Raw genomic sequence first — 13,014 nt, 5'->3', positions numbered from 1 at the left:
AGTCGATGCATCTTCGGCTGAGACACCGCTATCGCGAGCAAGCTCGCTCCCACAGGTTTTTATTCGTCGTTCTCTGGATAGAACGCTAAGGCCGGTTTTTACCGTCTAGTGCATAAAGGGTGTCGGTTTTAAGCTGTGTCCATCAAATCGCAGTACCTGATTTTGGAGACACAGCATGAAAAACATCATCGGCCTCTACACCAGCCCGCGGCCCCATTGGGTCGGCGACGGTTTCCAGGTGCGCACGCTGTTTTCCTACGACAACCTGGGCAAGCACATCAGCCCATTCCTGCTGCTGGACCACGCCGCCCCCACCGAATTCACGCCGACCAGCGAGCGTCGTGGCGTCGGCCAGCACCCCCATCGTGGGTTCGAAACCGTGACCATTGTCTACCAGGGCGAACTGGAGCACCGTGACTCCACCGGCAGCGGCGGCAAGATCGGCCCCGGCGACGTGCAATGGATGACCGCCGCGTCCGGCATCATCCACGAAGAGTTCCACTCCGAAGCCTTTGCCCGGCAGGGCGGGTTCATGGAGATGGTCCAACTGTGGGTCAACCTGCCCGCCAAGGACAAGATGGCCCCGGCCGGCTATCAGACAATCCTCAAGGGCGATATTCCGAACATCGCCTTGAAGGACAACGCCGGCAGCCTGCGCCTGATCGCCGGGCGCTTCGAGGGGCACCAAGGCCCGGCGCGGACCTTCACCCCCATCGACGTCTGGGACATCCGCTTGAATGCCGGGAAAACCCTCACCCTTGACCTGCACGAAGGCCACAACACCGCCCTGGTGGTGCTGCGGGGCTCGGTCCAGGCCAATGGCCGCGAACGGGTCGAGGCCGGGCAGATGGCCCTGTTCGACCGGGCCGGCGACCAACTGAACCTGCAAGCCAATAACGACGCGGTGGTGCTGTTGCTCAGTGGCGAGCCGATCGACGAACCCATCGTTGGCCATGGGCCGTTCGTGATGAACAGCGAACAGGAAATCCACCAGGCCTTCAATGATTTCCACTCCGGGCGCTTTGGCCGGATGGATGACTGAACGCGAAAACAACAGCCACTTAGTACCCACTGTGGGAGCGAGCTTGCTCGCGATAGCGATCGAACTGTCCATGCATCATTGACTGACACACCGCAATCGCGAGCAAGCTCGCTCCCCACATGGGGATCTTCCACATGGGTATCTGCATGGGGATCTGCGGGGATCTCTACAGCGTCGTCAATCTGTGCCAATCTTCGCCAATCGCCCTCCTGGAGCTGTCCCGATGCTGTTTCTGATCTCCGAGCACCCGCTGCTCTGTGCCCTGGCGCTGCTGGTCTTCGACCTACTGATGTGGCACCTGGTCAGTGCGGATCGGATCTATTGGAAAGTCGGCGCAAGGCTGGTGATTTTTTCGTTGTTCAGCGTGCTGCTGTTCAATGAAGGCCTCAATCCCATGGTGCCGGCGCAGTGGGTCGACGACGTGCCTCGGCACCTGGCCGCTACCGGTTTGCAGATTACCTGGTGGCTGTTCGCCGCGCGAACCCTGACGGTGCTGATCGTGGTGGCGTTGATGCAGCGGGTCGGCCACACCGGACGCTTGTTGCAGGATTTGCTCGGCGCGGTGATTTTCCTGATCGCCGTCATCGCGGCCCTGGCCTATGTGCTGGATTTGCCGGTCAAGGGCGTGCTGGCCACGTCCGGTGCGATGGCGATCATCGTCGGCCTGGCCTTGCAGAGCACCCTCAGCGACGTGTTCTCCGGGATCGTGCTCAACACCACCAAGCCCTACCAGCTCGATGACTGGATTTCCATCGACGGCACCGAAGGCCGGGTCACTGACATCGATTGGCGGGCCACGCGCTTGCAGACCGCCCAGGGCAGCATGGCGGTGATTCCCAACTCGTTGGCGGCCAAGGCCAAGGTCATCAACTTCAGCCGACCCAGCGATGTCCATGGCTTGTCCATCAGCATCCAGGTCAGCCCTCACGCGCGGCCACAAACCGTGATCGACGCGTTGGAGCGGGCCATGATCGGCTGTCGTTCCCTACTCGCCATCCCGGCCCCCAGCGTCGCCCTCAAAAGCAGCGGCAGCGGCGGGGCGGAGTATGAAATCAGCGGGTTCGTTGCCTCCATGGCCCTGAAACGCACGGTGCGCAATCAGTTGTTCGACCTGGCGTTCCGGCATTTGCAAGCATCGGGCGTGAGCCTGCTGTCCACCAGTGAAAGCGCCACGCCCCAGGTGGCGTCGCGGCCTCGGGCCTTACTGGAAAGCTCGAACATTTTCTCCACCCTGCGCCAGGATGAGAAAGACACCTTCAGCCAGAACATGACCCTGCAAACCTTCCGCGCCGGCGACGTGATCCTGGCAGCGGGGGAGGTCAGTGATCATCTGTTCATCATCGAGTCGGGAGTGGTCAGCGTGACCCTCATGCGCAACGGCCAGCCACTCGAGGGCGGCCGCATGGGGCCGGGGGAAGTGATCGGCGAAGCCGGGATCGTCGCCGAGCAGGCGGCCCTGGCGAATTTTTCCGCCAAGACTTTCTGTACCCTGTACCGCATCGAAAACAGTTACCTCAAGCCGTGCCTGGAGGCCCGTCGCGACATCAACGACGCGATGAAAAACCTCCTGGACGTGCGCATGCACCTGGCCCAGAACCTGACCCGCGAAGTCCCCAAGCCAATCGCCAAGAAGCGCTTTCTGCAATGGTTGCGCAGCCGGGCCTGAAGCCTATCTGAACGACAAGCACCGCTCCCTCGCTGTGTGGGAGCAAAGCTTGCTCGCGAAACAGGCGCCTCGATCTCTGAAGGACTGCATCGCACCCATCGCGGGCAAGCCTTGCTCCCACAATCCCGTCGCCACGATAGATTCGTGTTCTTCCCAAAGGAATAGCATCGGTCTGCCATTGGCCACCCGAACTTCCCAACAATTGGCTATTTGTACCGCGCCACTGCACGGCTAACGTAGCGCTACACCCAATTGTCCTGGAGTTCACCATGCAACCGCGTATCGATTTCTACACCGCTTCCCCCGACGCTTTCAAAGCCATGCTGGCCCTGGAAAACGCCGCCTCGAACCTGGGCCTGGAGAAGTCCCTGCTGGAACTGGTCAAGCTGCGCTCCTCGCAAATCAACGGCTGCGCGTTCTGCATCGACATGCACACCGCCGACGCCCGCAAGGACGGCGAGACCGAACGTCGCCTGTACGCCGTGACCGCCTGGCGCGAAGCGCCGTTCTTCACCGGCCGCGAGCGCGCCGCACTGGCCTGGACCGAAGCCCTGACCCGCCTGAGCGACACTCACGCACCGGACGCCGACTATGCCTTGCTGAGCGAGCATTTCAGCCCCAAGGAAATGGTCGACCTGACCGTGGCGATCAACGCCATCAATGGCTGGAACCGCTTAGCGGTGGGGTTTCGCAAGATGCCTGAGGCGTAATCAGAGAAAAAATACCTGTGTGGGTAGCCTGTGGGAGCAAAGCTTGCTCGCGATAGCGGTCCAACAGTCCATGCACCATTGACTGACACACCGCCATCGCGAGCAAGCTTTGCTCCCACATAGATTTAATCCTCATTTTAAGCTTCGGACGACAGGCGCCGTAATAGGTTTGCTTCTCATTAATAGTAACCATTACTATTCACGCCCCGTTCCCACAGCGCGCCGTGATGACCCCCAAGCTGCCCCGCAGACCCGGCTTTTTCGAGCACTACGAAGAGTTGATCGGCACCTGGACCCGTCGCCTGCGTAATCGCCAGCAGGCCGAGGACCTGGCCCATGACACCTTCGTGCGGGTGCTCGAGTCCGATTCGAGTGGGGTCGAGCAGCCACGGGCGTATCTGCATCAGACGGCGCGCAACATTGCAGTGGATGGCTATCGGCGCGAAGATCGACGGGGGGCCATGGAAGAGGCTGTCATCGACCCTGGTCAGTCGTTTTCGGGCGACCCGGAGCACTTCATGCATGCGATCCAACTGGCGGACTCCATCGAACGGGCGCTTGCCGAGCTGCCGGCCAACTGCCGCACGGTGTTCGTATGGCAGAAGATCGAAGGCCTGACCCAGGCAGAAATCGCCGAGCGCCTGGGCCTGTCAAAAAACATGGTGGAAAAGTATATGATCCGCACCCTGCGGCATCTGCGCGATCGCCTGGACGGTCCAGGCCAATGATCCGTCGCCCTCTTTCACCTGAGCCACAGGACCTTCCATGATGGATAGCCGTGAATGCCCGTGCGGGCAGGACAGGGTTCGCGACGCGGCGGCGCAATGGTTCGTGCGTTTGCAAGCGCCTGCCATGAGTGTCGAGGAGCGTCAGGGTTTCGAAGCCTGGCTGGACGAGCATCCCAATCACCGTGACGAGATTCAATTGCTCCAGGGCATTTGGAGCGCCACGGACTTGCTGCCCAAGGACCGTCTGCGAGCGCTGTGCGAGCCACCTGCCGAACGTCCCAAGCGCCGGCCGCTGTTACGCTACGCCGTCGCCGCCGGGTTGCTGGCGGTGGCGGTCGGCCTGGGTCTGTTCAGTGGCTTGAGTTCTTCTACCGATTACAGCGGTGAGTTTGCCACCGCGCTCGGCGAGCGTCGGCATATTGCCTTGCCGGACGGTTCGGTGATCGACCTCAACAGCCGTAGCCGGGTGCGGATTCAGTTCGCACACCGTCAACGTCGGGTGGAACTGGCCGAAGGCGAGGCGTTGTTCACGGTCGAGCATGATGCCGGCCGGCCTTTCACCGTCGATGCGGGCAACGGCCAGGTGACGGTCACCGGGACGCGCTTCGATGTGCGCCGCGATGCCGACAAGACCCGGGTGGCGGTGGCGCAGGGCAGCGTCAAGGTCCGGGGACGCGGCGCGCCCAAGGCACCGTTCGTCAGCCTCACGCCGGGCCTCGGCACCCAGATCGATGCCCAGGGCAACGTCGCCGCACCGTACGCGATCAACGCCGATGCACTCACGGCCTGGCGCAACGGCAAGCTGGTGTTCAATGACGCGCCCTTGAGTGAAGTGGCTGAAGAAGTCTCCCGTTATCGCCTCCAGCCCCTGCGGGTCGGCAGTGCGGCGGTGGGTAAGCTGCGCCTGACCAGCGTGTTCCGCGCCGACGATCCCGAGGCATTGCTCAAGGCGCTGCCGAACATCCTGCCGGTGGCCGTGCGCAGTCTGGATGACGGCAGCCAGGAAATAATCGCACGATAAATTCAGGTTTTTTCCGAGTTCTTCGTCTTCTTGTCCAACTGCAACTGGTTTGCATTAACAGACGCGTATTCTTGCGATCAACAGGACAAGGTTCGACGTGAAAACAACCGCCAAAAACAACAACCGTACCTCCGTACGCTGGCTGCCCCTGGCCCTGACCCTGGCGGTCAGCGCCGCCGTGCCCCAGGCGTTCGCCGATCAGGCCGCCACCGCCATCCACATCCAGGCGCAGCCGTTGGGGCAAGCCTTGAGCCAGCTCGGCCAGCAGACCGCGTTGCAAGTGTTCTTCAGCCCCGAGCTGGTGGCGGGCAAGCAGGCGCCGGCGGTGGATGGCAACCTGTCCCCGGAAGCGGCCTTGCGCCAATTGCTGCAAGGCAGCGGCCTGCAATACCAGATCAATGACGGTTCGGCGACCGTGTTGCCGGCACCCTCGGCATCCGGTGCCGGCCCGTTGGAGCTGGGTGCCACTGAAATCCAGGTGGTCGGTGACTGGCTCGGCGATGCCAACGCCGAAGTGGTGCAGAACCACCCTGGTGCGCGTACGGTGATCCGCCGCGAAGCGATGGTGGAGCAGGGCGCCATGAACGTCGGCGACGTGCTGCGGCGGGTGCCGGGTGTGCAGGTGCAAGAGGCCAACGGCACCGGTGGCAGCGACATTTCCCTGAACGTCGGCGTGCGTGGCCTGACCTCGCGCTTGTCGCCACGCTCCACGGTATTGATCGACGGCGTACCGGCAGCGTTCGCGCCCTATGGCCAACCGCAACTGTCCATGGCGCCGATTTCCTCGGGCAACCTGGACAGCATCGACGTGGTGCGCGGCGCCGGGTCCGTGCGCTACGGGCCGCAGAACGTCGGCGGGGTGATCAACTTCGTGACCCGTGCCATTCCGGAAAAAGCCACCGGTGAAATCGGCACCACCCTGGAAACCTCCCAACGCGGCGGCTGGAAACACATCGACACGGCTTTCCTCGGCGGCACAGCCGACAACGGCTTGGGCGTGGCACTGCTGTATTCCGGCGTCAACGGCAACGGGTATCGCCAGAGCAACAACGGCAACGACATCGACGATGTCATTCTCAAGACTCACTGGGCGCCGACCGATGTCGACGACTTCTCGCTGAATTTCCACTACTACGACGCCAAGGCCGACATGCCCGGTGGCCTGACCCAGGCCCAGTACGACGCGGATCCGTACCAATCCGACCGCGACTGGGACAACTTCAGCGGCCGGCGCAAGGATGTGTCGTTCAAGTGGATCCGCGAGATCAACGAGCGCACCCAGGCCGAAGTGCTGACCTATTACTCCGACAGCTACCGTGGCAGCACCATCGCCTCGCGGGATCAGCGCAACCTGGTGTCCTACCCGCGCACCTATTACACCTTCGGCATCGAGCCCCGGGTGTCCCATGTGTTCGATCTCGGCCCTACCACCCAGGAAGCCAGCGTCGGTTATCGCTACCTCAAGGAAGGCATGCACGAAGAGGCCAGCCGCCTGGCGTTGCGCAATAACGAACCGGTTGTGCGCCCGGGGGCCGACGGCCACGTCTACCAGGACCGTACTGGCGGCACCGAAGCCCACGCGGTGTACATCGATGACAAGATCGACGTCGGCAAATGGACTATCACCCCGGGCATCCGCTTCGAAAGCATCAGCACCGAATGGCATGACCGCCCGGTGCTCGACACCGCCGGCCGCCCCGTGCAGGAAAAACGCCGCAGCATCGACAGCAACGAACCGTTGCCGGCCCTGAGTGTGATGTATCACCTGTCCGATGCCTGGAAGCTGTTCGCCAATTACGAGACCTCGTTCGGCAGCCTGCAATACTTCCAGCTCGGCCAGGGCGGCGACGGCAACAACACCGCCAACGGCCTGAGCCCGGAAAAGGCCAAGACCTACGAAATCGGCACGCGTTACAACGATGACGTCTGGGGCGGCGAAGTGACGCTGTTCTACATCGACTTTGACGATGAGCTGCAGTACATCAGCAACGACGTGGGTTGGACCAACATGGGCGCGACCAAACACCAGGGGCTGGAGGCTTCGGTGCATTACGACATGGCCGCGCTCGACCCACGTCTCGAAGGCCTCACCGCCAACGCCGGTTTCACCTACACCCGCGCGACTTACGAAGGCCAGATCCCGAGCTTCAAGGGCCGTGACCTGCCGTTCTACTCCCGCCAGGTGGCCAACGTGGGCCTGCGCTACGACGTCAACCGCTGGACCTATAACCTCGACGCTTTCGCCCAGTCCAAGCAGCGAGCACCGGGCAACAGCGTGAACGCCGATGGCAGTTTCAGCGGCGACTACATCACCGATGGCGCCGCCGATGGGCAGTACGGCGACATGCCGGGCTACGTGCTCTGGAACGTGCGCGCCGGCTATGACTTCGGTGCACAGTTGTCGAACCTGAAAGTCGGCGCCGGGGTGAAGAACCTGTTCGATCACCAGTACTACACCCGTTCCAGCGACAACAACTCGGGCATCTATGTCGGCGCACCGCGTACGTTCTTTGTGCAGGCCAGTGTGGGTTTTTGATGAAAATCCAGGGTTGATGCGTACTTTTGTGGCGAGGGGTTGATCTGTGGCGAGGGGATTTATCCCCGTTGGGCTGCGCAGCAGCCCCAATCATCAACACCTCGGTGTGTCAGATATGTTTGAGGGAGCTGGTTTGGGGCCGCTTCGCAGCCCAGCGGGGATAAATCCCCTCGCCACAGATAAATCTCCTGTCCACTGAGGATGGTGAGAGGCCTCAGACCTTCAACACTTTCCCACTGGCCGCCACCGCCACCAGCGATATCGCAATCAGCCCGAAGGCAATGCTCAAGCTGCTGCCATGGGCCACGAAACCAATCAGCGCCGGCCCCGCAAGGATGCCGGCATAGCCGATGGTGGTGATGGCCGGTACGGCGATCGCTTCGGGCATCAGGGTCTGTTTGCCGACGGCGGTGTACAGCACCGGCACGATGTTCGAACACCCGGCCCCGACCAACGCATACCCCAGCAGCGCCGCTTGCCACATCGGTGCGAGGGTCGCCAGCAGGAACCCCGCGGCTGCGATTGACCCGCCATAGATGATCACGCGCTTGGCACCCAGGCGATGCACCACCGAGTCGCCGGTCAGGCGGCCGACGGTCATGGTCAGCGCGAAGGCGGCATAACCCAGCCCGGCATAGGCGGTATCCACACCCCGCTCGGTGGTCAGGAACACTGCGCTCCAGTCCAGCACCGCGCCTTCGGCCAGGAACACGATGAAGCAGAGGATGCCGATGAACAACACCACGCCATGGGGAATGGCAAACGCCGGTCCCGAGCTTTCACTGCCGTAGGGCAACAGGTGCGGCGCGGCCTTGAACAGCGCCACCAGCAGCACGCCATTGACCACCAACGTCGCCCCCAGCGGCGAAAGCCCCAGGCCGAGCAAGGCGCTGACGCCAGCCGCGCCAATGATCCCGCCGAGGCTGAACATGCCGTGGAAACCCGACATCATGGTCTTGCCACTGGCCCGCTCGACGATCACCGCTTGCAGGTTCACGGTCGAGTCCACGGTGCCGAGCCCGGCGCCAAACAGGAACAACGCGGCCACCAGCCAAGGCAGGGAGGTCATTGTCGCCAACAACGGCAACGCCAGGCAGATCAGAATCGTGCCGCCGCTGAGCACCCGACGGCAGCCGAACCGCCCCGCCAGTGCGCCGGAAATCGGCATCGCCAGGATCGACCCGACCCCCAGGCATAACAGCAGCAACCCGAGGGTGCCTTCATCCAGGTTCGCCCGCACTTTGGCGTAAGGCACCAGCGGCGCCCAGGCGGCGATGCCGATGCCGGCGATGAGGTAAGCGATGCGGGTGGACATCTGTTCCAGGCGTCCTGGAATAAAGGTGGGCGGGGGCGTGATGGCAGTCATGAAACGTCCTTGGCTTTCGTGCGGTGCGGTGGTGCAGGCAGGGGGCCTATGCTTGCATATCCACTGACCGCACCGCGACCCCAAGGTGCCGATCAACGCGCAGGCTTTGCTCCCGCAGCCTGTGCCAGCATAAAGTACCGGCCCTTGCTGGCTGATTTTGGGTCTGGTCCATGACGCAGTTTTATGATGCACGCGGCAATATGTATGGCGTCGTCTCCCCGCGACAGGTGCGTGACCATGGTATTGATCTGCCGCCGTCAGCCGCCCTCGCGGCACAGCGGCGCGAGTCCTGGACCACGGCCGCCGTGCATGCCTTCTGCGGTTGGGCGCCGGGCGAAGCACCGCCGGATGCCAAGGCCCATCGCAGCGACGGCCTGTTGGTCGGCCCGTTCCAGGATGAACCGCCCTTTGACGTTTTGATCGTCAACACCGACGGCACCCTGGCCGAACGCAGCGGCAACGGCTTGACGATTTTCTCCCAGGCGCTGAAAGAGCAAGGCTTGATGCCGAGCGAGGGTGATTGCTTGTTGCAGGTGCACCACGACAAACACCAGGGCTTGTCGCCGCTGCAGACATCGGTGCGAGCCGCCGAATTCGAGGGTGTGCAGGGCTTCTGGCTGGACTTGGGGAACCCGCTTTTTGGGCCTCAAGCCGTCGCTGCCCAACGCGTGGAGAGCGTGGTGTTCAATCAGCGCGATGTCAGTCGGGTGGCGGCACTCCACGCATTGAGTCCGGCGTGGGGCAACAGTCAGTTCGTGAACATCGGCAATCCGCATTGCGTGACCCTGACGGAGGCTGCCGAGGCGCTTCCGAGCAACACGCAAATGCGCGCCCCGGCGTTGTCGCAAAACCTGACCCGCATCGCTTATGCGGTGCCCGCTGGGGCCGGCGTTCCGTGCCCGGCGGGGGTGAATCTGCAATGGGCCTGGCGCGAGGCCGAAGGGCGGATCGTTGCCCGGGTGTTCGAGCGGGGCGAGGGGCCCACCGCGTCCTCGGGCACCAGCGCCAGTGCGGTGGCCAGTGCTGCGTGGCGGGTGGGCTGGGTGAAGGCGGGGGCGGTGAGGGTGGTGATGCCCGGCGGCACTGCGCCGATTTTGCTGGAAGAGGAGGCGGGTGAGTTGGTGCGGGTCAGGTTGTTTGGTACGGCGCGGCTTGTGGCATAGGGATTTCTGGACGTTTTGCGGTGCGGCTTATACCGCTATCGCGAGCAAGCTCGCTCCCACAAGGGGTCTTCAGTGGACATAAATGTTGTGTCCAACACAGATCCCCTGTGGGAGCGAGCTTGCTCGCGATGGCGGCGGGTCAGTCAAATGCATTTCAACAGACAGAACGCTATCGCAAGCTCGCTCCCACAGGTGGGTGGGGACATCAGCCCAGCTGCGGTCCGAACTCCACCACCGGCATCTGCCGCTTCATCAGCACTTCACCGTTGCGAATCGAGTACAGCGGCAAGCCCTGGCTGCGGATCACTTCGTAGTCGCTGTCCGCCGACAGGATCAGCAGGTTCGCCGGGCGGCCGGGCTCCAGCCCGTAGCGCTCGCCCAGGTTCATGGCCTTGGCGCTGTTGTCGGTGACCAGGTCCAGGGCGCTTTGCAGGTTGCGGTAGCCGAGCATGTGGCAGATATGCAGCCCGGCTTCCAGCACCCGCAGGATGTTGCCGTTGCCCAGCGGGTACCACGGGTCGACGATGGAGTCCTGGCCGAAACACACGTTCATCCCGGCTTCGAGCAGTTCATTGACTCGGGTGACGCCGCGGCGTTTGGGGAAGGTGTCGAAGCGGCCTTGCAGATGAATGCTTTCGGTCGGGCAAGAGACAAAGCTGATGCCCGAATGCCCGAGCAGGCGGAACAGCTTGGCGCAGTAGGCGTTGTCGTAGGAGCCCATGGCCGTGGTGTGGCTGGCGGTGACGCGGGCGCCCATGTCGCGGCTGCGGGCTTCTTCGGCGAGCACTTCGAGAAAGCGCGAATGCGGGTCGTCGGTTTCGTCGCAATGCACATCCACCAGACACCCGGTGCGTTCGGCCAGGTCCATGAGGAATTTCACCGAACTGACGCCCTGGTCGCGGGTGTACTCGAAGTGAGGAATACCGCCCACCACGTCGGCGCCCATGCGGATCGCTTCTTCCATCAGCTCGCGGCCATTGCGGTAGGACTCGATGCCTTCCTGGGGAAACGCGACGATCTGCATGTCGATCAGGTGGCGACTTTCCTCGCGCACTTGCAGCATCGCCTTGAGGGCCGTGAGTTCGGGGTCGGTCACGTCGACGTGGGTGCGCACATGCTGGATGCCATGGGCGGCGAGGGCCTGGATGGTTTTCTTGGCGCGGGTGCTGGTGTCTTCCTGGGTGATGGTGGCCTTGCGTTCGCCCCAGCACTCGATGCCTTCGAACAGCGTGCCGCTCATGTTCCAGCGCGGTTCGCCGGCGGTGAGGGTCGCGTCCAGGTGGATGTGCGGTTCGACGAAGGGCGGGACCACCAGGTTGCCGCCGGCATCGAGGTCTTCCGGGCCGAGGCTGGGGGCTTCGGTCTGACGGGCGATGTTGGCGATCAGGCCGTTTTCCAGGTGCAGTTCATGCAAGCCTTCGCGGTTGCGCAGGCGGGCGTTGATGATGTGCATCGGGCGAATCCTTTAGAGGTCTTGTAGGGGCGCGTCAGCGGTGCGAATACCCATTACGCCGATCAATAGCACATACGTTAGCGCGCCGGCAGCGATTCCTACCAGTGGCGCGACCCACGGCGAATTGAACGCGGCGACCGTGCCGAGCCCATAGGCCAGCAGCCCGGGCCAGTTGAATGCCGGCAACCGGGCTTCGGCCAGGCGTGGATAGCGGCCGCGCCAGCGGAAGAAGAAATCGGCCATGATCACCCCGCCAATGGGGGGGATCACGGTGCCCAGCAGGATCAGGTATGGCACCAGCATGTCGTACATGCCCAGCAGTGCCAGCAACGTGCCGATCACCGCGCCGCAGAGGGTCACGGTCTTGCGTCGGCGGGTGCGCAGCAGGTTGCAACCGGCCACGGCGAAGTTGTAGATGGTGTTGTCCTGGGTACTCCAGATGTTGAGCAGCAGCATCGCCATCGCCGCCATGGCGAAGCCCTGCAGCAGCAACACTTCGACCACGTCCGGTTGTTGATAGACGATGGCCCCGTAGGCGCCGATCAGCACCATCAGGCCGTTGCCCAGGAAGAAGCCAATCAGGCTCGCCAGCACCGCGACCTTCGCCGAGCGGGAGAATCGCGTCCAGTTGGTCGCCTGGGTCGCGCCGCTGACGAAGGTGCCGAACACCAGCGTGATGGCGGTGGACCAATCGAGGCTGCCCGTGGGCACCACCGCCAGCAAGCCTTCGAAGCCGCCGACCTTCACCGTCGCCACCCACATCGACAGCATCAGCAGCAACATCATGGCCGGCACGGCGAGGTACGAGAGGATTTCCAGCCCGCGATAACCGACATAGGCCGTGGCGCAGAACCCCAGGCCGAACAACACCATCAGCCACAGCACCGTGCCCTGGCCCAATTCGAAGTACTTGCCCAGCACCACCGCGGCGGTCGCCGTGCCCCAGGCGTACCAGCCGATCTGGGTGAACCCGAGGATCAAGTCACTGAGCTTGCTGCCCACCTCGCCGAAACAGAAACGCCCCATCAACACCGAATTGAGCCCGCTCTTGAAGGCGATGTAGCCCAGGCCGGCGGCATAGAGGCCCAGTAGCAGGTTGCCGATGACGATGACCGTGAGCATCTCGGCAAAACCGAACGCCACGCCCAGCTTGCCACCGGCAAACATCGTCGCGGTGAAGAAGGTGAAACCCAGCAGCACCATGGCCGTGGAGGCCAGGCCCTTGCGAGCGTGCAGCGGGACTTCGCTCAGGGGGTAGTCATTGCCTGGATCGTTCTGAGTCATGGGGCGGTCCTTGCGGGTGAGGGATGTCGCAAGCGTGCAGCGGCC

Annotated in this window: 10 protein-coding genes; 7 read left to right on the top strand and 3 right to left on the bottom strand. The window is 63.1% G+C overall.

Going from position 1 to position 13,014, the window contains the following annotated elements; translation table 11 throughout:
• The first annotated feature begins 175 nt into the window (after positions 1-175).
• The 6 genes from AC3A5O_RS21255 (at position 176) to AC3A5O_RS21230 (ending at position 7,703) form a co-directional block, all read left to right on the top strand.
• Positions 176-1,042 carry a pirin family protein gene (locus AC3A5O_RS21255; protein ID WP_487753682.1) on the top strand — a complete coding sequence of 289 codons (867 nt, stop codon included), beginning with the start codon at positions 176-178 and terminating at the stop codon, positions 1,040-1,042.
• A 223-nt stretch (positions 1,043-1,265) separates the two neighbouring features.
• On the top strand, positions 1,266-2,708 hold the full coding sequence (locus tag AC3A5O_RS21250) for a mechanosensitive ion channel family protein (protein WP_122569514.1): 1,443 nt from the start codon (positions 1,266-1,268) through the stop codon (positions 2,706-2,708).
• Between the two features lie 269 nt (positions 2,709-2,977).
• A complete protein-coding gene (locus AC3A5O_RS21245; protein ID WP_053123536.1) occupies positions 2,978-3,418 on the top strand; it encodes a carboxymuconolactone decarboxylase family protein in 441 nt (146 codons plus the stop codon).
• Positions 3,419-3,645: 227 nt separating this feature from the next.
• Positions 3,646-4,146 (top strand): sigma-70 family RNA polymerase sigma factor, encoded by a 501-nt coding sequence (locus AC3A5O_RS21240; protein ID WP_060741413.1) that lies wholly within the window; start codon positions 3,646-3,648, stop codon positions 4,144-4,146.
• Positions 4,147-4,183: 37 nt separating this feature from the next.
• Positions 4,184-5,167: a FecR family protein gene (locus AC3A5O_RS21235; protein ID WP_305467744.1), complete on the top strand. Its 984-nt coding sequence runs from the start codon at positions 4,184-4,186 to the stop codon at positions 5,165-5,167.
• Positions 5,168-5,264: 97 nt separating this feature from the next.
• Positions 5,265-7,703, top strand: a complete 2,439-nt coding sequence (locus AC3A5O_RS21230) for a TonB-dependent siderophore receptor (RefSeq protein ID WP_487753681.1) — start codon at positions 5,265-5,267, stop codon at positions 7,701-7,703.
• Between the two features lie 214 nt (positions 7,704-7,917).
• Here AC3A5O_RS21230 and AC3A5O_RS21225 read toward each other — a convergent pair whose 3' ends face one another.
• Positions 7,918-9,069, bottom strand: a complete 1,152-nt coding sequence (locus AC3A5O_RS21225; protein WP_122569517.1) for an MFS transporter — start codon at positions 9,067-9,069, stop codon at positions 7,918-7,920.
• Between the two features lie 170 nt (positions 9,070-9,239).
• On the opposite strand from AC3A5O_RS21225, the gene AC3A5O_RS21220 reads away from it, so the two are divergent.
• Positions 9,240-10,232 carry a diaminopimelate epimerase gene (locus AC3A5O_RS21220; protein WP_487753680.1) on the top strand — a complete coding sequence of 331 codons (993 nt, stop codon included), beginning with the start codon at positions 9,240-9,242 and terminating at the stop codon, positions 10,230-10,232.
• 205 nt (positions 10,233-10,437) lie between these two features.
• On the opposite strand, the gene codA is transcribed toward AC3A5O_RS21220, so the two are convergent.
• Positions 10,438-11,685 carry a cytosine deaminase gene (codA, locus tag AC3A5O_RS21215; protein ID WP_122569519.1) on the bottom strand — a complete coding sequence of 416 codons (1,248 nt, stop codon included), beginning with the start codon at positions 11,683-11,685 and terminating at the stop codon, positions 10,438-10,440.
• A 12-nt stretch (positions 11,686-11,697) separates the two neighbouring features.
• Positions 11,698-12,969 (bottom strand): cytosine permease, encoded by a 1,272-nt coding sequence (gene codB / locus AC3A5O_RS21210; protein WP_487753679.1) that lies wholly within the window; start codon positions 12,967-12,969, stop codon positions 11,698-11,700.
• Between the last annotated feature and the right edge of the window lie 45 nt (positions 12,970-13,014).

The organism is Pseudomonas sp. Soil_N_39 (assembly GCF_057655955.1).
Note: the sequence above shows the minus strand (reverse complement) of the source record. Positions and strands in the feature narration are given on the sequence as shown.